The organism is Sphingomonas sp. Leaf33 (assembly GCF_001421785.1).
Classification (GTDB): Bacteria; Pseudomonadota; Alphaproteobacteria; order Sphingomonadales; family Sphingomonadaceae; genus Sphingomonas.
Window position 1 is genome coordinate 13,815 of record NZ_LMLB01000008.1, and the last position, 23,854, is coordinate 37,668.

Annotated in this window: 23 protein-coding genes; 2 read left to right on the forward strand and 21 right to left on the reverse strand. The window is 64.8% G+C overall.

What is annotated here, in order from left to right:
* Window positions 1-64 precede the first annotated feature (64 nt).
* The 11 genes from ASE86_RS15725 to ASE86_RS11960 all read right to left on the reverse strand — a co-directional run bounded on the left by ASE86_RS15725 (window position 65) and on the right by ASE86_RS11960 (window position 11,156).
* Window positions 65-1,405 carry an oligosaccharide flippase family protein gene (locus tag ASE86_RS15725; RefSeq protein WP_082441883.1) on the reverse strand — a complete coding sequence of 447 codons (1,341 nt, stop codon included), beginning with the start codon at window positions 1,403-1,405 and terminating at the stop codon, window positions 65-67.
* A complete protein-coding gene (locus tag ASE86_RS15730) occupies window positions 1,402-2,298 on the reverse strand; it encodes a glycosyltransferase family 2 protein (protein WP_082441884.1) in 897 nt (298 codons plus the stop codon). The genes ASE86_RS15725 and ASE86_RS15730 overlap by 4 nt, the downstream gene beginning before the upstream one ends.
* Window positions 2,299-2,352: 54 nt before the next feature.
* Entirely contained in the window at window positions 2,353-3,069 is a 717-nt protein-coding gene (locus tag ASE86_RS15735) for an FkbM family methyltransferase (protein WP_082441885.1), read from the reverse strand.
* Window positions 3,070-3,127: 58 nt separating this feature from the next.
* Window positions 3,128-4,114 (reverse strand): glycosyltransferase family 2 protein, encoded by a 987-nt coding sequence (locus ASE86_RS11925; RefSeq protein WP_162233334.1) that lies wholly within the window; start codon window positions 4,112-4,114, stop codon window positions 3,128-3,130.
* 43 nt (window positions 4,115-4,157) lie between these two features.
* Window positions 4,158-5,261: a glycosyltransferase gene (locus ASE86_RS11930; protein WP_056427146.1), complete on the reverse strand. Its 1,104-nt coding sequence runs from the start codon at window positions 5,259-5,261 to the stop codon at window positions 4,158-4,160.
* Window positions 5,258-5,998 carry an NTP transferase domain-containing protein gene (locus ASE86_RS11935; RefSeq protein ID WP_056427149.1) on the reverse strand — a complete coding sequence of 247 codons (741 nt, stop codon included), beginning with the start codon at window positions 5,996-5,998 and terminating at the stop codon, window positions 5,258-5,260. The genes ASE86_RS11930 and ASE86_RS11935 overlap by 4 nt, the downstream gene beginning before the upstream one ends.
* Entirely contained in the window at window positions 5,991-6,893 is a 903-nt protein-coding gene (locus ASE86_RS11940) for a glycosyltransferase (protein WP_056427150.1), read from the reverse strand. The genes ASE86_RS11935 and ASE86_RS11940 overlap by 8 nt, the downstream gene beginning before the upstream one ends.
* Window positions 6,890-7,558 (reverse strand): HAD family hydrolase, encoded by a 669-nt coding sequence (locus tag ASE86_RS11945; protein ID WP_056427153.1) that lies wholly within the window; start codon window positions 7,556-7,558, stop codon window positions 6,890-6,892. The genes ASE86_RS11940 and ASE86_RS11945 overlap by 4 nt, the downstream gene beginning before the upstream one ends.
* The gene (locus ASE86_RS11950) at window positions 7,555-8,766 is read right to left on the reverse strand and encodes a 2-phospho-L-lactate transferase CofD family protein (RefSeq protein ID WP_056427156.1); all 1,212 of its coding nucleotides are present in this window, start codon (window positions 8,764-8,766) and stop codon (window positions 7,555-7,557) included. Before ASE86_RS11950 ends, ASE86_RS11945 begins: the two co-directional genes overlap by 4 nt.
* Before the next feature lie 12 nt (window positions 8,767-8,778).
* A complete protein-coding gene (locus ASE86_RS11955; RefSeq protein ID WP_056427158.1) occupies window positions 8,779-10,038 on the reverse strand; it encodes a glycosyltransferase in 1,260 nt (419 codons plus the stop codon).
* Between the two features lie 83 nt (window positions 10,039-10,121).
* Window positions 10,122-11,156: an EpsG family protein gene (locus ASE86_RS11960; protein ID WP_235524093.1), complete on the reverse strand. Its 1,035-nt coding sequence runs from the start codon at window positions 11,154-11,156 to the stop codon at window positions 10,122-10,124.
* 123 nt (window positions 11,157-11,279) lie between these two features.
* Here ASE86_RS11960 and ASE86_RS11965 point away from each other — a divergent pair, with 123 nt between their 5' ends.
* Window positions 11,280-12,449 (forward strand): glycosyltransferase family 4 protein, encoded by a 1,170-nt coding sequence (locus ASE86_RS11965; RefSeq protein ID WP_056427164.1) that lies wholly within the window; start codon window positions 11,280-11,282, stop codon window positions 12,447-12,449.
* Here ASE86_RS11965 and ASE86_RS11970 read toward each other — a convergent pair.
* From ASE86_RS11970 to ASE86_RS12005, 8 genes are all read right to left on the reverse strand, one after another.
* Window positions 12,439-13,794, reverse strand: coding sequence for an O-antigen ligase family protein (locus ASE86_RS11970; RefSeq protein WP_056427168.1), 1,356 nt, complete (start codon window positions 13,792-13,794; stop codon window positions 12,439-12,441). The genes ASE86_RS11965 and ASE86_RS11970 overlap by 11 nt on opposite strands.
* The gene (locus tag ASE86_RS11975) at window positions 13,791-15,026 is read right to left on the reverse strand and encodes a tetratricopeptide repeat protein (protein ID WP_056427169.1); all 1,236 of its coding nucleotides are present in this window, start codon (window positions 15,024-15,026) and stop codon (window positions 13,791-13,793) included. Before ASE86_RS11975 ends, ASE86_RS11970 begins: the two co-directional genes overlap by 4 nt.
* Window positions 15,013-17,262: a GumC family protein gene (locus tag ASE86_RS11980; RefSeq protein WP_056427172.1), complete on the reverse strand. Its 2,250-nt coding sequence runs from the start codon at window positions 17,260-17,262 to the stop codon at window positions 15,013-15,015. Before ASE86_RS11980 ends, ASE86_RS11975 begins: the two co-directional genes overlap by 14 nt.
* Before the next feature lie 39 nt (window positions 17,263-17,301).
* Window positions 17,302-18,000, reverse strand: a complete 699-nt coding sequence (locus ASE86_RS11985) for a polysaccharide biosynthesis/export family protein (protein ID WP_082441888.1) — start codon at window positions 17,998-18,000, stop codon at window positions 17,302-17,304.
* Between the two features lie 90 nt (window positions 18,001-18,090).
* A complete protein-coding gene (locus tag ASE86_RS11990) occupies window positions 18,091-18,849 on the reverse strand; it encodes a metallophosphoesterase (protein WP_056427175.1) in 759 nt (252 codons plus the stop codon).
* Between the two features lie 67 nt (window positions 18,850-18,916).
* Window positions 18,917-20,188, reverse strand: coding sequence for a nucleotide sugar dehydrogenase (locus tag ASE86_RS11995; RefSeq protein ID WP_056427178.1), 1,272 nt, complete (start codon window positions 20,186-20,188; stop codon window positions 18,917-18,919).
* 123 nt (window positions 20,189-20,311) lie between these two features.
* Window positions 20,312-20,602: a hypothetical protein gene (locus ASE86_RS12000; protein ID WP_056427181.1), complete on the reverse strand. Its 291-nt coding sequence runs from the start codon at window positions 20,600-20,602 to the stop codon at window positions 20,312-20,314.
* A gap of 8 nt (window positions 20,603-20,610) precedes the next feature.
* Entirely contained in the window at window positions 20,611-21,027 is a 417-nt protein-coding gene (locus tag ASE86_RS12005; RefSeq protein ID WP_056427184.1) for a hypothetical protein, read from the reverse strand.
* Between the two features lie 139 nt (window positions 21,028-21,166).
* On the opposite strand from ASE86_RS12005, the gene ASE86_RS12010 reads away from it, so the two are divergent.
* Window positions 21,167-22,279 (forward strand): tyrosine-type recombinase/integrase, encoded by a 1,113-nt coding sequence (locus ASE86_RS12010; RefSeq protein ID WP_056427187.1) that lies wholly within the window; start codon window positions 21,167-21,169, stop codon window positions 22,277-22,279.
* A gap of 3 nt (window positions 22,280-22,282) precedes the next feature.
* On the opposite strand, the gene ASE86_RS12015 is transcribed toward ASE86_RS12010, so the two are convergent.
* Both ASE86_RS12015 and virB11 read right to left on the reverse strand, forming a co-directional pair.
* Window positions 22,283-22,756, reverse strand: a complete 474-nt coding sequence (locus ASE86_RS12015; protein WP_056427190.1) for a lasso peptide biosynthesis B2 protein — start codon at window positions 22,754-22,756, stop codon at window positions 22,283-22,285.
* Window positions 22,753-23,742, reverse strand: coding sequence for a P-type DNA transfer ATPase VirB11 (gene virB11 / locus ASE86_RS12020; protein ID WP_056427191.1), 990 nt, complete (start codon window positions 23,740-23,742; stop codon window positions 22,753-22,755). Before virB11 ends, ASE86_RS12015 begins: the two co-directional genes overlap by 4 nt.
* Window positions 23,743-23,854 lie beyond the last annotated feature (112 nt).

Here is a 23,854-nt window from a genome sequence, read left to right on the forward strand (position 1 = left end):
GGAAACTCTGCGCAGGCGGGGCGGGGGGCCGTCCACGCGCCCCCGATATCGGCCACTGTTGCTGCTAAATCCTTCTCTGCAATACGTGCTTGATCGCAGTACCGACGAAGAGGGGTACCTGCACTTCATGCCGATGCACGACGAAGACGTAGAAATGCCAGGCAGCATTGGTAATGACGGCCCCGGCGGAAATGCCGATAATACCGTAGACACGTCCTAGCAGAAACGCCGATATGGAGCCGACCACGACCGATACGATAAACGCCTTGACAACGATTTGCTCGCGACCCGTCATGTTAAGGTAGCTACCCGTTATACCAAAAAACGAAACAAATAAATTTGCTATTCCAAGCACTACTACGGAGCTATAAGCACTCGAATACGCTGGACCGAATAAAAAAGATATTATAGATCTACCGAAAATAATAACGATCAATAATATCATAGCCGTGCAAAAAGTCGCTGCTATAGTCGTATGTCCAAGTGTTTTGTAAACAGCAGTATGATCATGCTCAGCGCTCTGTCTGGCGACAATGGGTAGGGTAGCAATATTTGCAATACTGCTTGGGAGGGCGAGCAGCGCAGTCGCGGACAGGGCAACTCGGAGAATGCCGGTATCTGCCGCAGAGCAGATCAAGCCTGCCATCAAAATAGGGTAGTTGCCATTGAATACGGCAAGCAGAGAGTGCGCGGTATACGCTGTGACAACGCCCCACCAACGCCCCGGCCTATAGACGCTATGTTTTTCGGGATAGCCTTTGGATCGAGAAAAATAGAATCTGACAGCTATCAACACACAGGCGCCGGTCGCCGCGAGCTGTAGAAAAAGCGCGTCAGCGACCGTCAATTTTCCGCTCAAGAGAACAAAGAACAATATCAGTGCTGATGTGATTGCAGGCTTAGCAACCATATCAACCGCCTGACCAATTATGTTCAGACCTATTCCACGCAAAAGTGCTCCGAGAACTGCGGACAGCGCTAAAGCAATGATTAAGGCAGCTGAAGCTGAACCCTCAGCGATACGGGACAGAAGCGTATCTTTATTCAATACTGCTGCTATCAACAGTCCTATAAAGGCAGTCAGTGAAGCGATGAGAATCGTTCTTGGTAAAAACCAGAAGAACAGTGATTTGAGACTTGTCCGTGAGCCATTCGCTACGGCTCGGGATGCTTCTCGAGTTGCGAATACCGGTAATCCGGCCTGCGCTGGTGCGCCAAGCAATGAGACAAAGGCCATTGCAGTACCATAGATGCCGTAATTCACCGGGCCCAATACCCGGGCTAGTTGGATGCCGAGTAGCATCGTAAAGGCCATACCGCCGAGCTGTACGAACCCGCTGCCGATAAGGACGCCATGCAACTCAGGTAACCGCGAGAAGGCCCTACGCGCGATACTAATTGTCACGACCAAATGGCCTTCTTGATCTTTTCCAAAAATAGCTCTGCTTTGTACGGATCAAAGATCCTATATAAGAACAGTAGGGGCATGGGCCCACACATTGCCTTTTTTTCAGCCAATTTTTTGGCGGTAGAAAATAGATAACTGGCCTGATCGGGTAGAAGGTTACGACTTGCCTCCCGGCCTAATGCCCAGCAAGCTTGTCCAAGCATTAGCATATCGTCTTGGCTTCTTGTGAGTTTATTTAGCGCGCTGATCGTATCTATTATACTATCGAAAACCCTTGCTTGGTTGTCACGCGTCAACCGATTGGATGATGCATGACCGACCAGGTAAACTTCGCTTTCGATTTGTCTGAAAACTATTCCGGTTTGAGCAAGCCGAACCGAAAGCTCCTGATCTTCGCCTATACGAAGTGACTCGTTTAAACCGTTTACTTCGATCAGGCTCGCTCGGGGAATTAGACTCAACCCTAGCGGAAGTGTGTGACGAAACAGCAGGTAGGGCGGTATGATGGTATCGGCCGCTAAGATGGGAAATCCATAACTACGATCATTCGCTCGTCCGACCGGCACTTCGCCTTCTTTTGCGGCGGAGAGTAAGGCGTGCGATGATCCGGCAGGAACCGCGTCGTCGCTATCTATAAAACGAACATACTTACGGGTAGCTAGGCCTATACCTGTATTTCTAGCGCTGCTAACTCCTCTGTTATCGGTTCTTACAGCGATTATATTACGGTACCGCTGAATTATCTGCCAGCTTTTATCTGTTGACCCATCATCAACGATAATGAATTCGGCATCTGGAGCATCGGACCTTATGCTAGAAATAGTCTGCTCGATAGAGTCCGCGCGATTATAGCAAGGAACAACAAAAGATATATCGGCAGATTGTTCCATAATGCTTCATTCCAGCAATCGAGGTGCACATATATTCGATATGCCGGCCGAACCTTACGTGCGCGCAACGTAATTCAAGTCACTGATCTGTTCGAACTTATAGGAATCATTAGCCGAAAGGATTGCGTTCTCGCAGGCTATACGACTCTCACTGTCTAGTGCCTCAAAAATGATCAGTGGCGAACGCTTTAGTGTTTCGGCGGCACCCTCGAAAACCTGTGGTTCAAACCCCTCAACATCTACCTTGATCACGTCCGCCGCTATGGCGAAGGAATCTAATGTTCGTACGGGGACAGTTATACCCGTCTCACTAATCCTAGAGATATCTAAGTCATTTGATTCCGCAAAAGTCGTAGTGCCATTATAATTCGATACGGCAAACGGATAGATAGAAACGTTAGGCCATTTGTTGGATTCAAGTAGCCGTAAGGCACGATGTGCGGGCTCGAAGGCATGCACGTGGCCGGCTTTTGCAGAAAAAATTGCTACGGTGCATCCTACGTTGGCGCCGACATCGATCACCACGCTATCGCTACGCAAGGGTAGCGATTTCAGATAGGCGGCGTCCTTGGCCCAATGCTTGTACTCACCCTCGCGCACGAGGGGGACGCACACCCGCTCACTTATGTCGCACGCAAGCGTTCCATAGGCTGTTTGAGTGGGATACGACCTTAGCGACGGCCTTATATTCGCAAGCAGCCGTGCGACACGAAAATATCCGACCGGCAAACGGCGTACAAGCGTGACCGCGGCATCATCTATGAAACTCATGCGCGGCGTCTAGCAGGAAGCTTGAAATCATAAAAGGTAGGCAGGTAGCCGGATCGGCCTATCGCCGGACCAGCTTCTTCGCCGCGGCATAGAGCCCGGCGTTGCTCGCCAGCACGGCGCGGGCGATCAGGCCGGCGTCGGTCAGTATCCTGAACGGCAATTTCGGGTCGCGCTGGCCGACGTGCCGCAGGAAACGGGCGAGACCGCGATAGTCCTTTGCCCGGATATAGGCGATCGACGACGACCGCGCCGATCGTGCGATCATCCGCGTGCGCCACGTCCGGACGAACGTCGGATCGACCCCGTGGCGCTCCGCATGATCGGCCACCCCGTCGATCAGCGTGAAGTTGTTGAGATATTTCGTCATGTCGAGCCGGCGCGTTTCGTTCGCGCCGTGCTGGACCCAGGCGGCGACGACGCTATCGAGCCAGGCGACCTTGCGGCCGACGATCATCCGCAGGAAGGATTCCCAGTCGTTGCGCAGGACCGTCTCGTCCCAGTAGCAGCCGACCTGCATGGCGAGATGCCGGTCGTACAGGATCGAATTGTGGTTCCACACGATACGGTCGGCGGCGTAGCGATCGAGGAACTCGACGTCGCCCATCACCGCGGGGTGGGGCTGGTTGCGGATCGCGATCCGCGTCCCGCCGGCTTCGTCATATTCGCAGTAATCGGCAAAGACCAAGGCGATTGCCGGGTCCTGCCGGACTATGGCGATGGCGGTCGACAGGAAGGCGTCGTCGACGAAGAAGTCGTCGGCATCGAGGTTCACCGCCCAGTCGCCGGTCGCGTTTTCGAACAGGTTGCGATGATAATTGCGCAGGATGCCGATGTTCGGATCGTTCCGATAGTACCGGATGCGCGGGTCGTCGCGGCGGGCCAGAAACGCGCGGACGACCTGTTCGGTATCGTCGCTCGATCCGTCGTCGGAGATGACGATCTCGATATTGGCATAGTCCTGCCGCAGCGCGCTTTCGATCGCGCGCGTGATGAAGCCGGCCTGGTTATAGGCCGGGATCATGATCGATACCTTCGGATCCGTCATCGAATCGAAACTCATGGTCGGAGTGCGGGAGAGAGTGCGGGCGTCAGCGGCCGGTCATCAGGGCGAGATAGCGGGCGGACGTGTGATCGCCCGACAGCGCTTCTGCCTGGGCCTTGATCGTGGCCGGGTCGATCGGCGCGTCGATCGCCTCGCCCATGGCGCGGGCGAGGGCGGTCGGGTCGTCGCAGGGCACGAGGCGACCGTAGACGCCGCCGTCGAGGATCTCGCGCGGGCCGCTCGGGCAGTCGGTGCTGACGATCTGCAGGCCGGCGTACATCGCCTCGACCAGGACGTTACCGTATCCCTCGTAATCCGACGACAGGACGAAGACATCGGCCGTCGTGTAGAAGGGCCAGGGATCGACGAAGAAGCCGGGAAGCAGGACCTCGTCCTGCAGGCCATGCTGTGCGATCCGCGCTTCCAGCGTCTCACGCATCTCGCCTTCACCCAGGATGACCAGGCGGGCCGGACGCTGCTTGCGGAGCAGGGCGAAGGCATCGATCAGCAGGGTCTGGTTCTTGGGCGGCTTCAACGTGCCGACCGAAATGATCCGTGCCGGAGCATCGCTCCATAATCCCGACGCCGTCGCGGTGTCCGCGACGATCGCCGGCGGTCGCTCGATGGGATTGTAGATGACTTCCATGCGCGATCGATCGATACCCGACACCGCCGCCATGTCGTCGGCGGCCTGCGACGAAACGGTCACGCACGCATCGGCCAGGGGGTGCGTCAGGCGGATGCTGAGGCCGAGGATATGGCGGCGCAACGTGCCGTAATGTCCATAGTGCCTGGACAGGGTCGTATGCTCGCTCAGCACCAGTCGCGATTTCGACCGCGCGATGCGGTGTGCCACCACGCCGATGACCGTCAGCGGCCACATGTAGATCTGGATGCCGTCCGGGCGTTCGGTCCGCAGATAGCGGACGAGGGGCATCAGCACGTCGCGGATGCGCGGCGTCTTCAGGTCGATCACCCGCACGCTGGGCGGCACCAGCGGCATCAGCTGCCCCTTGGCTTCCATCAGCAGCAGGTCGACGTCATAGCCCAGCGCGACGAAATCCTCGATCAGGCGCAGCGCGACGCGCTCGGCGCCGCCGCCCCACAGATGCGGCAGCAGGAACGCCAGGCGTTCCGGCGACGTACTCATGCCGGGTTTCCGGCGGCGTCGTGCCCGTCGAGATCGGACAGGCGGTTGAGCGACACCAGGTCGCGTGTCGTCGCGATCGGCAGGGCTTCGACCTTGCATCCGTGCTCGACCAGATGGCGGACGATGTAGAGGAAGCCATGCTCCCCGGTGGTGGTGCCGAGCGCGCCGGGCAGCCGGCGCCGCAACAGGTCGAACACGACCGCCCGGCGGAACGCGAAGACGCCGATGTCGCGCTCGCCGGGACCGGGCTCGGCCCCCGCTTCGCGCGTTTCGGCGAGCGCAGTGACGGTCCCTGCGGCGTCGCGGGTCACGACCGTATAGGCCGCATCGACATGGCGGGTCGGAAAGGTGAAGTCGTTGCCCGCCTGCAGATGCCGCTCGACGGTCGCCGCGATCGTGCGCGGATCGAGCAGGGGAATATCGCCCCAGACGGCGACGACATGCTCGGGTGTCGACCCGGGCGCATCGTCGAGGCACAGGATCGCATCGCCCATGCCGGTCGGCGAGGCTTGCACGACCAGGTCCGCCGCCACGCCGGCCGCCGCCAGCGTCTCGGCGATCGGTGCCTTGCCGGCGGGACTGGTCACCACGACCGGACGGGTGTCGAAGGGGCGCAGCAGCGCGAACTGGCGCAGCAGGATCGGCACGCCGCCGACAGGATGCAGCGTCTTGGGGTAGGGCAGGCCGGCGCGGCTTCCGGCCCCCGCCGCGGGGATCAGGACGCGGAGGTCAGTCATGCATGTCCTTTCCGATCCGGCCGTCCAGACCGCGGCGCACGGCCTTTGCCAGCAGGTGGCGCTGCGACCCCGTGATGTAGCTCAGCGCCTCGCCGGCGCCGTTGCGTCGCCCGGTCCGGACCAGCGCCGCCACGACGGCGGCGGCGTTGCGGATCCAGCGATGGTCGAAATAGCGCTGGTTCAGAATCAGCGTGTTCTTGACGTAATAATAGACTTTCACGTCGTTCAGCGGCCGTCCCGACACGTCGGGATGCAGATGCAGCGCGCGCAGGTCGGACAGGACCGGCCCGACCGTGCGCATCCGCATGAAGAAATCGACCTCGTCCCCCATCAGGAAGAAATCGGTATTCACGTTACCGATCCGGCGGATCGTGGCGACATCGACCAGGGCGCCGTTGAAGAGATGCGCGAAGGGGTAGGTGTCGCCGTCGGCCAGCGACCGCAGCGCCGACAGGTGCGTGACCTTGCGCCGGCGCGAGAATAGCACCGGCAGCCCGTCGGTCGTGAGGATCGGGAAGGGGAAGACGAAGCGGTCGGGATCGTCCTCGCACACCACGGTCGAGGACACGCAGGACACCCCGCGCGTCAGGCTGGATTCCAGGAACCCCAGCGCATCGGGGTGTGGATAGCCGTCGTCGTCCATCAGCCAGATGGCGTCCCAGTCGCCGGCCAGCGCTTCGTCGATGCAGCGCTTCCAGCCCCCGGCGGAACCGAGATTGGGCTGGGTCACATGGGCGATGCCCGCTTCCGCCAGCATCTCCGCAGTACCGTCGGTACTGGCGTTGTTAACGACGAAGACGCCGTCGGCCGGGCGCGACTGCGCGGCGATGCCGGCCAGGCACCGCGTCAGCAGCGTCTTGCGGTTGTGGGTGACGACCGCCGCCAGGATCTTCATGTCCGCACCCCCGTCGCGGCCAGTGCGTCGTTCAGCATGGCCCAGGTCGCCTGGTTCGTCCCGGGTTCGGGGGCGTCCAGCACGATCTCGATGGCGTCGATCCCGGCTGCCGACGCCGCCGCCAAGCCGTTGGGTGCGTCTTCGAAGACTAGTGCCTCGGCAGCCGGGACCCCGGCGAGGTCGAGTGCGGCCAGGAACATCTCCGGATCCGGCTTGCCGCGCGTGACGTCGTCCGCCGTCAGCGTCCATTCGAAGCAATCGGCGATCCCGGCCTTTGCCAGCGCCGCCGTTGCATTACCGCGCGAGGCCGATGTGCAGAGCGATCGCCGCCAGCGCCCGCCCGCCGCGCGCAGGAACGCGGGCGCGCCGGGAATCGCGGCCAGTTCGGTTTCAATCAGCGTCCTGGCGCGGAGACGCTTGTCCGCGATCAGCGTCCGGCGCTGATCGTCGGTCAGGGTCACGCCGGACCGATCCGTCAGTCGGTCGATCGCCGTTTCCGTCGTCATGCCGGCGATGTCGCTATAATCGACCGCAATCCCGAACGGCGCGCACGCGTCCTCGAACGCGCGGGCGTGCAGCGGCGAACTGTCGACGAGCGTGCCGTCGAGGTCGAAGATCAGCAGGCGCTTGGCGGCCAGCAGATCGGACAGCGCAGCGGGTGTCATCCCTCCATCGTCTCGCCGTAGAGTTTCAGGATGCACGACACGACCTTGTCGCCGTCATGCTTGCCGGGGGCCTGTGCGGACTCGAAATCGGCGACGATTCGCGGGATCGCGATGTCGCCGTCGCGCTCGCTGTCGTGATGGACATAGGTCTCGTCGGCCTTGCGGCGACCGTCGTTGACCAGCACGGTCGAGAACAGGTCGGCGGGATCGTACACTCGCCCGTCGCCCATCCGCAGATAGCGCAGCGCGCCTTCGAGATAATCCGACGCGCAATAGGTCGGTGTCTCGTAATCGGCGCCGATGTTCGTCACGAACACCTTCAGCGCGCCGCGATTGCCCGAAATCATCTCCGCCACGCCCTGCGACATATAGGTCGGATACAGCGAGCTGTGCTGCGTGCCGGCGGAGTAGATGATGATGTCCGCCTGTTCGAGTGCCAAGCGGACACCTGGCGACGCGGCCGCTGCGGCATGGTGGCGCTGCAGATAGTAGCGTTGCTCGTCGCTATCCAGCTGCTCGAGCGGCGCACGGTCGAGCGGACGATCGAGCAGGTAGAGCGCGTCGATCAGCACGTTGGAGCGAAGCTCGACGATCTCGGCCTCGCAGCTCAGCAGTTCGCCGTTGCGGCGCATGGCGGTGAGCCACTTGTTCTCCATGCTGTTCGGGATCACCGTGCCCTTCAGCCGGAACAGGCGGTCGAACGTCCGGGTCGTCCGTTCGATATCGCGGCCGAGCGCGAGATACGCACCGGCATACAGGCAGTTCATCAGCGCGCAGTCGTCGAACGAGAACTGCCGGCCCATGACCTTTTCGATGACGGTCAGTCCATGGAGGAATTCACCCACGAAGCGCCGGATCGCGGCCAGGATGCTCGGCGACGGGATCGCGATCCCGGCGATGGTCGCACCGCCGTCCGAGAACTGCCGCATGTCGGCCAGGACGTCGTCGCGGCTCGTGCCGACCGGATAGCGGTATTCGAACAGCGCCTTGCTCGATGGCAGGTCGTCACCCTCCGGCAGCATCAGTTCCTGGACCTTGCGGATGTCCGACGGGCCCAGCATGTCGAAGAAGCGGCGGATTTCGCCGGTCGACTTGCCGTCGTCATAGGCATTGACGATCGACGTCACGTTCAGGCCATCGCGGCGGAGCAGCGCCGGAATGATCGACGCGGCACCGCGTCCGCCATTGAGGACAACGATATTCAGCATGACTGGCTCTCTTCAGTGACGGGGGGCAGGAGAAACGGACGGTGCGATCGGGCCCGGTGGGCCGACCAGGCGGCGATACACGCTTTCGTAGCGCGCGACGCCGGCTTCCAGGCTGTAGTCGCGACTGGCCTCGCGGATGGCGTGGCGCCGGTCTTCGCTCAGGCCGAGCACGATATCCAGCGCGGCGCGCATCGTCGCGGGCTCGAAATCGTCGATGACGACGGACCCGTTGCGGTCGGGCGACAGGATGGTGTCGAGATCGCCGACGCCGCTGTTGGCAATCACCGGGATATTGGCGGCCATCAGTTCGGCGAGCTTGGTCGGGGAACAGCCGGCAAGCGTCAGGTTGGCGCGGATGAAGATGACCGAGAGATCGCTGAGCGCCAGATACGCCGGGACTTCGTCGCGCCACGCGGTCACGAACCGGATCGCATCTTCGGGAATGCCGAACCGGGCGCGGATCGCATGGACTTCGTCCTCCCCGTTGTTCGATACGAACAGGAACCGCGCATTCGGATCGGCGTCGTGCATCTGCTTGAACAGCAGCATCATCTTGTCGACGAGATAGACCGGACCGATGCTGCCAAGGTAGATCAGGACGGTATTAGCGTCGGTGAATCCCAGGCGCTGTCGCAGGGCGGCGATGGCGCGGCCATCCACCTTGTCGAGATCGAAATGATCGAAATCCGCGCAGCACGGAATGACGGTGTAATGGTCGTCGCCCTCGGCGCTCGGATACCAGTTCTGCAGCACGTCGGCGGCGCGTTTCGTGAGGGTGACGACATGGTCGGCGGCGGCGAAATAGCTCGGCTCGCGACGCTTGAAGGCGCGATAGACGAATTTGTAGCGTGAATCCTCCAGCCCCGCCTCGACCCAGAAATGCCGGAAGTCGATCAGGAGCTTGGCCCCGGTCCGCCGCTTGATCGCCTGTCCGATCTCGATCGGCAGATAGCTGCGGCAATGGACCAGCGTCGGACGCTGTCGTTCTGCGATCGCCATCGCCAGGCGCCGCATCTGGATGACATCGTACAGTTGCGACAGGACCGGTGGCGAGTTGTGATAGGTGACGAACGACCATTCGATGCCGCAAGCATCGAAGGCGTCGCGATACCGGCGGATCATGTCGTCCCTGCCAGGCTTTTCGGCGCTGACGATATGGATCCTGTAGCCAAGCGCGGCGAGCGCCAGGCAATAGGGCGCAATCTGCGACTGACCTATGTGATCGGTTATACCGTTGTGCGTCAGGTACAGGACGTCAAGTGTGTGTTGCAAGGAAGACCTCTGACGCTTCGAACCGTGTAAAGACACGATCAGACGGCGCATTGTAAAATTTCGGTGGGTGCCGGCGCGTAACCTTATCCTATCGTCTGATCGGATGTTATGATGCTTTGATACGGTTTCCATGCCCAGCCATTGTCGGCAAAATTGAGCCAGACAAACTGTACGGACGCGGAATACAGGATCACGCCCAATAGAACGGATGGTACGGGGCGGGAATTCACGGACAAGGCGTAAGGCAGTCGCGACAGAACAACGATTTGCAGCGGGATGATGAACATCGATATTCTGTCGATACCCGATGAACTCGGCAGCACGAAAAGTGCGACAACCGAAAAGAACGCCAGGACCGTTAGCGTCATCCACAGGGATCGCGAGAATTTGTCGAAACCCATCTTGTCACGAAACGCGACGAAGGCGATGGCCGCGAGGACGTTCATCGCGACGCGAATGCCTGCGCCCTGGGAGTCGTAGTTTCCGGTCGCATATGTCGTGATGAGGTGATCGGACGACGAGCCGAGGAACAGGTTGAAAAGAAATACGAACCCGATGATTCCAGGTATCGTCAGCACGAAATTGCTCGAGAAGACCGGAACCAGCAGGATTGGCAGGAAAAGAATTGCGGTCTTGTGAAACAGCGCCGCCAGCCCGACCAGGAGGATGGGGAAGAGAATGCGGTCACGCCTGATGTCGGCCAGTGCCCAGCACAATATGCCGATGGCGGCGGCCTGACGGGTAAATCCCATGCCTACCACGATCACCAGATAGGGAACGGCGATAAGGTTGCTCAGCCAGGGGTTCGGTTGTCGCGACGACAGTCTGGCGACGCCGATCATGAAGAAGATGGCGCATCCGAGATCGACGAACCACAAGCCGAAATTGAGACGGGCGGAGGCCCAGTTGAGCAGTCCGTACGCAGGATCGGTCTGCGTGAGCGCATAGCTCAACGGTTGAAATAACACCGCGTCATAGAATTCGAGGTAGTTTACCCAGTCACCGCCCACCTCGTAACGAAGGCCGATCATCAGCGTCGTCGCCAGGACGGCGAGCGAATAGAACAGGGAATCATACGGCCTGGATTGCCGACGTGAAAAATGGATTGCGCCAAGCATCCATATCACGAACAAGATCCAATAGGGAATCAAGAGCGTTCCAGCGTCACGAGGGCGATATTATGCGCCGCTTGCCGCTTAAAGCGCTCGCACGTCGCGACCCTACCCGATAGAGCAAGCCGCATGGGAGGCAAGGGGGCATCGCGGGGCATGACGGCGGGGCGTGGGGAAACCATCGTCCTGTCGATCAACATGACGTGGAACATCGTCAACTTCCGCTCGGGGCTCGTCCGGCGGTTGCTGGCGGACGGGTACCGCGTCGTCGCGGTGGCGCCGGCGGATGCGCATGTCGATCGCTTGGTCGCGATGGGCGTCGAGCATATCGACATCGGAATCGACAACAAGGGCGTGTCGCCGCTGCGTGACCTGACGCTGCTGCGCGACTATCGCCGGATCCTGAAGCAGTTGCGGCCGGCGGCGTTCCTGGGCTGGACGATCAAGCCGAACGTCTGGGGCTCGATTGCCGCGCATTCGCTGCGCATCCCGGTCATCAATAATATCTCGGGGCTCGGCACTGCGTTCATCAAGGTCGGGTTGCTGACGCGGATCGTGCGGGCGCTGTACCGCGCGGCCCTCGCACGGTCAGCGACGGTGTTCTTCCAGAACCGCCACGACCGCGACCTGTTCGTCGAGCAGGGCATGGTGCGCACCGACCGCACCGCGCTGCTGCCCGGATCGGGTATCGACCTCGCCAACTTTGCCCCCGCTGGGGTGCAGGCGGAGAGCGAGCCCTTCGCCTTCCTGATGGTCGCACGGTTGCTGCGCGACAAGGGTGTGGTCGAATATGCCGACGCCGCGCGCATGATCCGGGCGGAGCGGCCGGACGTATGCTTCCGGCTGCTCGGCTTCCTCGACGTCGCCAACCGCACCGCGATTGATCGCGCGACGGTCGAGGGCTGGGTGGCGGACGGCGTGATCGACTATCTCGGCGAAACCACCGACGTGCGCCCGCATCTGGCTGCTGCCTCGGCGGTCGTGCTGCCGTCCTATCGCGAGGGCATGCCGCGCTCGCTGCTCGAGGCCGCTGCCATGGCCAAGCCGCTGGTCGCGACCGACGTGCCGGGCTGTACCGAGATCGCGCGCGCTGGCGAGAACGCCTTCCTGTGCACCGTGCGCGACGCCGACAGCCTGGCGGGTGCCATGCGGGCGATGCTGGCGCTGTCGCCGGGCGAGCGCGCGGCGATGGGGGCGAGAAGCCGCGCCATCGCCGAGGCGGAGTTCGATACCGCGGTGGTCGAGGCGCGCTACCTCGACGCGATCGCGCGCGCGGTCGGAGCCTCGCCTACAGGCTGAGGTGCCGCGCCGAGCTTTCGGTTGTCCGCCGCGCCTTTACGAACGGGCGCACGCCCGACATCAGCGCGACGCAGGCGGCGAACACGGCCGAGATCGCCGCGGTGCGTAAGGGGTAATCGACGACGCTGTGGAGGAGGATCGCGGCCGACGCGATCACCGCGGCCTGCGCGAAGCGATCGGGTTCGTCGGCACTCCAGATCGCACGGACGCGCAGGCCCCACCAGACCAGGAACAGGCCGGCCAGCGCCATGCCGGGCAGGCCGGTCTCCAGCAGAATCTCCAGCCAGTCGCTGTGCGCGTGGTTCATGTAGGTCGCGGTGACCGTGCCGAGCGGCTCGTAGGTGCGATAGACGGGCTGGAAGCTGCCGACGCCCGACCCGATCGGGAAATAGTCGTGCGCGGCCTTGAGCGTCAGCGCGAACGAGGTCTGGCGCGACAGTTCGACATTCTCGGTCTGCTGGCCGAACAGGTTGTTGCCGAACGGGCCGACCGCGATCGTCACGATCGCGGCGAGCGAGACGACCAGCGTCGCACCGATCATCGCGCGGCGCAGCAGGGGACGCTGCCGGCCGAAGAGCACCCAGCTGGTCAGCGCGACGGGCAGCGCGAGGCCGATGCCCGCCAGCGACGAATTGATCAGCAACCCGACCAGCAGCACCGCATAGATGGCGCCGACCATCAGCCGGATGGCGGATGCGCTGCGTGGCGACTTCGCGCGCGCGAGCAATGTCGCCTGGAGGGCTGCCAGGAACGGGATGCAGACCAGCAGCAAGGTCGCATTGTGGTTGCTGTTGGCGAAGAAGCCGACCGCCTGGCCATAGTTGGTGATGCGGTAGAGATACGCGCCACCGCTCTGCCCGCCGATGACCTGGAGCGCGCCGAGCGCGATCGAGGCGAGGGTCACCGCAACGATGGCCCAGGCGATCCCGCGCCCGCGAAAGGCGCCGAGCAGCGTGATCGCCAGGAAGACGGCAAAGGCGGGCAGCAGCCAGAGCAGGCTGGCGAGCGTCTCGTGGGGGCTGAGCGACAGCGGCAGCCAGGGGAGGGGGATGCCGAGCAGGCGATAGCCCTCGACCACCGACCCGCGGCCGGGCAGCAGCGTCCAGAGCGACGGCGGCAGCGGAACGAGCTGGAGCAGCATCAGCACGACCAGCAGGCCAAGCATGACCAGCGGGATGCGGGAGGACGGCGCGGGGCTTGCCTGCAGCGCCTGCCACAACGCCCATCCGATCAGCGGGATGGCAGCGATCTGGAGCAGCAGGTTGGCGATGAACCCGGCGGCACTCGCCCCGCCCAGCACCAGGCAGGCGGCGAGAAAGACCGGGACGACATAATGGCGGATCATGGACGCGGTGCTCCGCCGGCGCGCACATTCAGGTCGCGCAGCGTGACGTTGATGACGGCGGGGAATTCCCCGGCCTGGCCGATGAGCGCGAGCTGCTGCGCCGCGCAGCCGGCGGGGACGGTGAAGGCGCCGGCGCGCTTCTGCACCTGCCCCGTACCGGCGACCGGCATTCGCAGAAGCTCGGCGCCCTCGCTCTTGTCGGCGGTCTTGCAGCGCAGCGACCAGAAGAGTGCAGGGCCGTCGGCGGCCTTGCCGCCTTCGATCGTGAAGCCGAGGCGATAGGCGCCGGGGGCGAGCGTCAGCAGCTGGCCGGCCAGCGTCCCGCTGTCGCGGCCGTAATATTCGATCGACAGCGCGCCGTTCTGCGGGTCGGCCGCACCCAGGCTATCGGCGGCAAAGGTCCAGTCGAACGGCGGGGAGGCCGCGATCTGCGCGAAACCGGGGTTGAACAGCGGCGTCGAGGCCTGGGCGTCGGACAGACCATAGACACGCTGCCAGACGCGGCGCGCCTCGGCGTAGCGGCCTTGGTCGACCAGGCGCTTGACGAGGACCGGGCCCCAGCTTTCGGTCTGGCCGGCGTCGCGCCGGGCCGCGGGGCTGGCGAGCGCGAAGATCTCGGCCGGGGCGGTCTGGGACTTTGCCAGCACGCGCAGCACGGCGCGTTCCAGCGCGCGATCGGTCGCTAGCGTCTGGCGGACGGCCGCCTTCGTCTCGGGGATGCGCGTCATCTCGGCGACCGCGGTCGCGATCGGCCCCTGCACGTCCCCCATGAGGCGCGACAGGACCGAGAATTGCCCGGCGGCATCGCTATAGCGCCCGGTGCGCAGATAGCGGTCGAGCAGCAGCAGGTGGGTCAGCCGCTCGCGCGGGTCGAGCCGCTGCGACATCTCCAGAGTGCGGACCGCACGCGCCGGTTGCCGGTCGAGCAGTTGCTGGTGGCCGAGGATCAGGAACGCGCGCGCATCGAGCGGCGCGCGGGTCGCCGCCGTCCGCGTCGCATCGAGCGCGGCGGTATCCAAGATACCGTTCTGGTCGACCAGCGCCTGCTTGGTCGTGCGCAGGACGACGTCCGGATAAGATGCGGCGATGCGCTGGACGACGGGCGTGGTGGGCGACAGCGCGCGCACCGCAGCTTCGCGGAAGCAGAGGCTGGCCAGCGCGACGCCGGCGATCGCCAGTACTGCGGCCGAGGCGATCCCCTTCGCGCTGTGTCGCCCCTTAACTCTCGGCATCGTCACGCGTGGTCAGCAGGATCCGGCGGCGCTTGTCGTTCTTGTCGGCGACATAGCTGTACTGGTTCTTCGACTGGCCATAGCCGTAGCCGTAGCCATAGCCGTAGCCGTACGAGGCCTGGGGCTGGTAGCGGGTCAGGATACAGCCGGCGAGGCGCGCGCCGGCGGTGCGCAGGCGGTTCTGCGCCTCGACCGCGGCGCGGGTGCGCGTGCGGCCGGCCTCGACCACCATCAGTGTTGATTGCGCGACGGACGAGAGCAGCGGAGAGTCGGCCAGACCCAGGATCGGCGGACCGTCGATCACGACGTGATCAAACGTGCTCGTGGCATCGGCGATCAGCGCGGCGAAACGCGCCGAGGCGATCAGTTCGGGCGGGCTCGGCGGGATCGGGCCCGACGGCATAATCCACAGATTCTCGATCTCGGTCTGAAGGACATGTTCGCTAAGCGAGCTGGTATTTGTCAGGATGTGCGACAGGCCGATGTCGTCGCGCCCGGTGACGAACGCCGGACGGCGCATGTCGGCGTCGATCAGCAGTACCTGCTTGCCCAGACGCGTCAGGCTGAACGCCAGCGCCCAGGCCGAGGTCGACTTGCCTTCGGCCGGCCGCGTGCTGGTAACCAGTAGCGTCTTGGGCGCCCCGCCTTCGGTCACGAACTGGAGCGCGGTCGTCGTCGAAAGATACGCCTCGGTCACCGGCGACAGGGCGTTCTTCAACTCGTCGATCGGCTTGGCCTCCTGCGCGTTGGGGATACCGCCCAGGAACGGCAGCTGCAGCTTGTTGCGGACGTCGTCCGGCGTCTTGATCGTATCGTTGATGAATTCGAGCGCGATGGCCGACAGCATACCGACGATCATGCCCAGGAAGGCGCCGATCATCAGGTTGAGATAGAGGTTCGGCGAATAGGCGCCGCCCGGCACGACGCCGCGATCGACGACCGATGCGACGGCGGTTCCGATGCCGCCGGCGACGCCGATTTCCTTATAGCGCTGGAGCAGGGCGTCATACAGCGTGCGATTGGTATCCACCTCGCGCTGGAGGATGGTGTACTGGATGCGGCGCCCGCGCTGGTCGAGTACCGACGAGCTGAGGCTGGCGACCTGCGCGCGCAGGCGGTCCTCCTCGGCGCGTGCGGCCTGGTATTCTTGGCGCAGCGAGCCCGCACGATCGGCATTGGCGGTCCGCGTCTCGCTGATGACCGACGCGCGCAACGCATCGATCCGCGCCTTCAGCGCGACCATTTCGGGATAGTCGGGTTTGAAGGTCTGGAGCTTCTGCTGATATTCGGCGTTCAGCGCGGCGATCTGCGTGCGCAGAGCGGCGGCATTGGCGCTGCCTTCGGTCGTGGCGCCGCCCAGCACCGCTTCGCGATACCGCTGTTCGGCGGCGATGCGCTTCGCCTGGGTCGCTGCCAGCGCAGAATTCAGCGCCACCAGCGAACTGCCGGTCAGCGAATTGGTGTCACCGGCGTCGTCGGCACTCCCGGTCGTGATCAGCCGCTGCTGCTGGGCATAGGCGACCAGCTGGCGTTCCGACTTCTCGAGGTCACGGCGTGTCGTTGCGATCTGCTTTTGCAGGAAGTCGCGCGCATAGGACGACGACTGATAGCGGCGTTCGAGATTGGTCGCGATATAAGCGTCGGCAATGCCGTTGACCACGCGCGCGGCCAGCTGCGGATCGCGCGCGGAGAACGAGACGGTGACCAACCGGCTTTGCGGCTGTACCTGCACGTTGGTGCCGCCCTGAACGATGCTGGCGGCGATCTCGGCATTGGCGGCGCGGTTCTTGCTCTCGCCGACGACCGCCGGATCGTTGGCGAGGTTCAGGTCCTGCGCGACGCGTTCGGCAAGCGCACGGCTCTGAAGCAGGCCGAGCTGGGTGCCCATGAATGCCGCGTCGTTTGCCGCGGCACTCTGGCGCCCGGTCTTGCCACCTTCGTCGCCAAGCACTTCGACCGTGGGCGGATTGAGCTCGATCGATGCGGTCGAGCGATATTTGAGCGGCGTCAGCAGCGTGATGAGCACCGCCGCAGCGATGCCGGCACCGACCGAAGCCAGGATCAGCCAGCGCCATTCGACCAAGACTCGCCACAATAGCGACAGCGACAGTTCGCGTGCGCCGGTGGTGTTGCCGTAGTTGCCGTAACCACCCTCGGGCGGGAGCGGCGCCAGGTCGCGACGAGTGTCCGGGCTGACCGCCAGGTTGGTCGGGCCCGGGGCCCCGATGCTTGCCATGAGTTGAGAAATCCTAAGCCGATACGGCGAATGCTGGCGTCAGAGCGCCATGAAGATGGAGGCGGCCGGCAGCGCCTGGAGGATGTCGCGCTGCGCCTTCTTCACGGCCGATCCATCGACGACGATAGTATCGCCGGGATAGACCTGCGGATCGGCCATCTCGCCGCGACGGATGCTGGTGAGGTCGAAAGCGGCCGCCATGCGCTTGCCGCCGATCATGCGGAAGACGGCGACTCGGCGTGGGTTGGCGAGGTCGTCGGTGCCGCGCGCCAGTGCGATTGCCTGGATGAGCGTGAGCGAGGTGACCGCGGGATAGATGCCAGGCTGGCGGACCGAGCCATCGACGGTGACGACACGGCTCGCCGAATCCTTCAGCGACACGGTGACGTTGGGGTCGCGCAGGTACTTCTCGGATAGTTTCCGTGCGATCGTCGTGGCAAGCTCGGTGGTGCTGACGCCGACGGCATCGACCCGCCCGACCAGCGGCATGGTGATGCGCCCGGCCTGGTCGATCGTGAAATCGCGGCTTAGGTCGGGCACCTGATAGACCGCGACGGTGACCGTATCGAGGGGAGCCAGCTTGTACGCATCGTCGACCGCAGCGACCTTGGGTGCGTCGGGCGTGCCGAAATTGGCGGGATCATAGGCGATGCTGCCACCGCGCTTGGGCGCACAGCCCGCCATCAGCAGGGCGAGCCCGATCATCATCAACCGGCCGATCGATCCGTTCAACGTCATACGCCCTGTCCTGCAGATACCCGTTGCATCGTGGCGATGCAGACGCTCCCGCTTAGCTTCAAAGCCGCTTTGCCGCAAGTTTGGGGCCGCTCAGCCGCCGGTCGCCAGGAAGTGCAGGTCGCTTTCCTCGATCACCGCGGCGGTCAGCACGCCGGTGCGATAGGCGCCGGTATCGATACCGATGCGGTTGGGACGGCGGTCGATGCCGTCGCTGATCGTGTGGCCGTGGACGACCATGCAGCCATGGTCGTGGGTGTCGTTCAGGAACGGCGCGCGGATCCAGCGCAGGTCCTTTGGCTGCTGCTCCGCGATCGGCAGGCCGGGGCGAATGCCGGCGTGGACGAACAGATAGTCGCCGAAGGTGAAGGTGTCGCCGAAGGTCTTCAGGAAGTCGACGTGTGCGGTCGGGATCGCCTCGCGCAGGACGTCGGCGATGCGCTGTTCGTCCATCGCCTGGAGGGTCGCGGCCGAGACGCCGTAGCTTTCGACGCAGGCATCGCCGCCGAAGCCCAGCCAGTCATAGGCCAAGCCCGCCTCGGCATCGAGCACGCGCAGCAGGACTTCCTCGTGATTGCCGAGCAGGAACAAGGACTTGGCGGGAAACCGGACGAGCGTACGCAGGCGTTCGACGACGCCGGCCGAATCCGGGCCACGATCGATCAGGTCGCCCAGGAACACGACGGCGGCGGTGCCGATGGGGCGGGCGAGGATATCGTCCTCGATCCGGCCCAGCAGGTCGTCGAGCAGGTCCAGGCGGCCATGGATGTCGCCGACCGCGTACAGGCGCTTGCCCGCAGGGCCCGCATAGCTGCGCTCGGCAGACAAGCGGCGAAACAGATTGAAGATCACGCCAACCTCGGCAACGCAAGACACACGGGCAACCCACCGGCCGCCCGGCCATAGATAGGCGTGATTGTTACAGCGTCCAAATCTTTGCGCCGCCCGCACCGTGTTGGCCGCGGTCGAGGACGCCCTTGAGGTCGGCGATGCCGCCGTCCGGGCCGAGCAAGGCGGCGAACGTCGCGAAGCCGTCGATCAGTTCGCGGTGCGGGACCGCCAGAACGACGAGATCGTAGGGACCCGCCGGCTCGGCGACGAGGTCGAGGCCGTATTCGTGGCTTGCTTCCTCGGCCGAGACCAGCGGATCGTGCACATCGACGTCGTGGCCATGACTCCGGAAGGCGGCGACCAAGTCGGCGACCTTCGAATTGCGCAGGTCGGGCACGTCGGGCTTGAACGCGAGGCCGAGGATCAGGACGCGGCCCGCGCCGCCGCCGTGCCAGTCGTGCACCTGGCCTGCGACCCAGGCGGCCATGCCGTCGTTGGTGTCGCGCCCGGCCAGGATGATGCGCGGATCGCAGCCGAGCTCGGTCGCGCGGTGCGCAAGGTAATAGGGATCGACGCCGATGCAGTGGCCGCCGACCAGGCCGGGTTCGAACTTCAGGAAGTTCCACTTGGTGCCCGCCGCCGCCAGCACGTCCCACACCGACAGGTTCATGCGTGCAAAGATCTGCGTGATCTCGTTGACGAAGGCGATGTTGATGTCGCGCTGGGCGTTCTCGATGACCTTGGCGGCTTCGGCGGCCTTGATCGAGGCCGCACGGAACACGCCGCCGGTCGTCACCTGTTCATAGAGGGCGGCGACGCGGTCGAGCACTTCCGGCGTCTGGCCCGACACGACCTTGATGATGCGGTCGACGGTATGTTCCCGGTCGCCGGGATTGATCCGCTCGGGGCTGTAGCCCAGGAAGAAGTCCTCGCCGCAGGTGAGCCCGCTCAGCCGTTCCAGCTCGGGACCGCACATATCCTCGGTGACGCCGGGGTAAACGGTGCTTTCATAGACGACGATCGACTTGCGTCCGGCCTTGAGCATCCCCGCGACGGTGCGCGTCGCGGCCATCACGATCGACAGGTCGGGCGTGTTGGTGTCATCGACCGGCGTCGGCACGGTGACGATGTAGAAATCGGACGGCGGACACGCGGAAGCATCGGTCGTCAGCTTGAGCGACGATGCGGCGAGGCGGTCGGGTTCGATCTCGCCGGTGCGGTCGTGGCCGCGCTCCAGTTCGGCGATGCGGCCGGTGTCGACGTCCAGGCCCCAGGTCTCGACCGACTTCGCCAGCGCCACGGCAAGCGGCAACCCGACATAGCCGAGCCCGACCACCACAACGCGCTTGTCATCCGCCATCGTCGATACTTTCCCTAGAACCCCGTGAACGTCGGCTCCTTTATCGACAACGGGCGGAACGGCAAGCCATGACCGTCCGGATCAGGGGCGACACTGGGGCGCTGACACCGGATCCGGGTGAGATTACTGCGCGTGGTCCTGCGCCGGATCGACGAATTCGATGGCGGTCACGCCCTTGTCGCTCAGCTTGAACAGGATCCTGGCGAGGCAGCGGTTGCTGGCGCGATCGGGGGCGATGACGCGGACGGGTACGCCGCGGGCCCAGTCGCGGACGTGCGCGTCGAATTCGCGGCTCGACATCTCGCGACCGCGCAACTGTACCGAACAGCGTGCGCGCTTGGCCTGAACGACGATCTCGTCAGTGGGCGCCGGTGTCGGCGCGGCGACCTGGAACAGCAGTACGAGTGACAACATGGGGGCGATCACCGTGCTGCGCGGCGGCGTTCCATCGCCGCCTGGACCGCGGCATTGGCCTTGGCCTGATCGATGGGCGTGACCGGAGCGACCGGCCGCGCGGCGGCGGCGGGCGGCGTGACGGCGAGTTCGTCCATCACCGGGTCGGGCGCGACCGCTTCGGGCAGTATGGTGTTGGCGGCGGCGGCGTCCTGCGCATTGGCCATCGCTTCCTCGGCCAGCATGTTCTCGAGCGCGGCGGCGCGCGCTTCGGCGCGCGCGGCGGCGACCTCGGCCATTTCGCGGCGCAGATCGGCCGCGGCGCGTGCGGCGTCTTGGGCATTAGCCTCGGCCAGCGCTTCGGCGGGCGACGACCGGCGATCGCAGCCGCCAATCGACGGCGCGGCGAGCAGGGTCAGCAGGACGATCCGAACGGCCGGTTTCATGGGCCCGGTGTACGGTCGCAAATCGCGCGCGACAACCGTTCGGACGTCCCTGCAAATAGCGATAATCCTTTCTTATCGCGATCCGTCATGACAGGGTCCGGGAAGGGCGGAATTGGGGTCCGCGAACGGGGAAACGGCGATGGACGACGTGGACGATGGATCGGGCCAGGCATTGATCGTGCCGTACCGCACGGACGCGACCGCGCTCCCTGAATTGTTCGCCGACGAAGTCTCGCGCGCGCGCGCGTATATAGAAGCCTCGCGCGCGTCGGCGACGCGGCGGGCGTACGCGGCCGACTGGCGGGTGTTCACCGCGTGGTGCGATGCGCGCGGCCTCACCGCGCTGCCGGCGACGCCGGGTACGGTCGCGGTGTTCCTGACTGCGATGAAGGACGGCGATGCGGCCACCGACCCGCCGCGTATCCCTAAGAAGGTGTCGACCCTGTCGCGCTACCTGGCGGCGATCAACGACCGTCACCGCGAGGGCGGCTATCTCGCGCCATCGGAGCAGGACGGCGGCCATGCGCTGCGTCGGACGTTCGCGGGCATCCGCAACACCCACGGCGTGCGGCCCGCGCGCAAGGCGGCGGCCGACGGCGACATCCTGGAGCGGATGCTGGGGGCAATCGAGGGCGACGACATCCGCGCGGTACGAGACCGCGCGCTGCTGGCGATCGGCATGGCGGCGGCGCTGCGCCGGTCCGAGCTGGTCGCGCTGACCTTTACCGATATTGCGGTGGTGCCCGAGGGCCTGCGCATCTTCGTCGCGCGGTCGAAGACAGATCAGGCGGGGCACGGCGTGTGGATCGCCATCCCTGAAGGTCGCCGCATCCGCCCGAAGGCGCTGCTGCTCGCCTGGCTGCGCGCGGCGCGGATCGGCGATGGCCCCGTGTTCCGCAAGCTCGCCGAAATCCGCGTCGCCGCGCGCGACCCTGATACGGGTGCCGCGCTGACCGATACCGACGGGCGCGCGCGGCGTGTCTGGGCGGAGGACCGCGTGCAGCCGCGCGCGATGAGTGCGCAGGGCGTCGCGCTGGTGGTGAAGGCCCGCGCGCAAGCGGTCGGGCTCGATCCCGCCGACTTCGCCGGCCATTCGCTGCGATCGGGCTTCCTGACCGAGGCCGCGCGACAGCCCGGCGCCAACATCTTCAAGATGCGCGAGGTCAGCCGCCACAAGTCGGTCGAGATCCTGGCCGACTACGTCCGCAACCACGACCTGTTCCGCGACCATGCGGGGGAACGCTTCCTGTGAGCGTTACCGTGCGGGCGTGGTGAATCGCCCGACCTCGACCAGCGCGGGATCGACCGGATAGCCGGTCACCGGCATCCCGCCGGTATCGAGCCAGGCGTGCGCGCCAAGCTTCTCGGGCTTCGAGCGGTCGACACCCAGGTGCAGCACGCTGTCGATCCCGCGCCGGCTGAGCATCGTGCGCGCGGCGATCGCCTGTTGCAGGCAGAGCGACCGGAACGGCAGCCACGGCGCCAACGCGACCACTGCCCAGCGGATGTCGTGGACCACCGCGCGCACGTCGGGTGGCGGTGGCGATGCGACGGCGGGCACGGGCGGCGGCGGGGTCAGCCCGCCCAGCTGCCGCGCAAGCACGCGGAACGGCAGCAAGGTGCGCGCGCGGGCGACGACGAGGGCGGCCAGCGCTTCTGCGACCAAGCGGCGGTCGTGGCCGCCGAGCCGGAGCGCGGTGCCGAGCTTGTGCAGGATCGGCGCGGTCATGACGCGGGGTCGGCCAGCACGACTTCGGCGACGTGCCGCCGTCCGCCGCTGCGGGCGAGCTGGACGAATACGCCGATCGTGCTGCGGACATAATGGTGCACGTCGGCGCGATCGAGCCGCCCGCCGCCCTGCAGCACCAGCAGCACGATCTGTTCGATCGCGCCCGCCGCACTGTCGGCGTGGACCGAACTCATCGATCCGGGATGGCCGGTGTTGACCGCGCGCAGGAAGGTATAGGCCTCGGTCCCGCGCAATTCGCCCAGGATGATGCGGTCGGGTCGCATCCGGAGCGATGCGGCGAGCAGCATGTCGGCATCGACCCTCGCCTCGCCCAGCTCGCCGCGTGCCGCGACCAGTCCGACCGCGTTGGCGTGGGTAAGTTTGAGCTCGGGCGTATCCTCGATCAGGATCAGCCGCTCGTCCGCCGGCACTTCCTGGAGCAGCGCGTTCAGGAACGTCGTCTTGCCGGTCGAGGTGCCGCCTGACACCAGGATGTTCTTGCGCGCGCGGACCGCCGCCGACAACATGCCGGCGATGTCGCCCGACGCAAGCAGGTCGGCCAGCTCGGCATCCACACTCGCATGGCTAAAACCGGTGCCGCGCCGCGTGTCGGCGAACGCGCCGGCCGCGACATAGTCGGACAGCCGCAGGTCCGACGACAGATGCTTGCGGATCGCCAGCGCCATGGGGCCGCGCGTCGCGGGCGGCGCGATGATCTGGACGCGCGCGCCGTCGGGCAATGTCGCCGAGAGGAGGGGATGTTCGCGGCTGATCCCCTGATCGCTGAGCGACGCGATCTGCCGCGACAGGCGGGCGAGCACCGTTTCGTCGAGCGTGGGCACGTCGTGGCGCTCGACCTGGCCGCGGATACTCTCGGTCCAGACCTCGCCGGGGCGGTTGACGTAGATGTCGGTCACGTCGCTGCGCTCGAGGAAGGTTTTCAGCGGCGCGAGATAGCTTTGGAGGTAGCGGCGGGGTGCGGTCACCGGCGGCTCTCGACCGCCGAGAAATCGAGGTCGCGCGCGACGAACACGCTGATGCTGGTGCCCGCGCGCACCTTCAGCGTCGGGGTGACCTGGCTGTTCTGGTTGAAGCCGA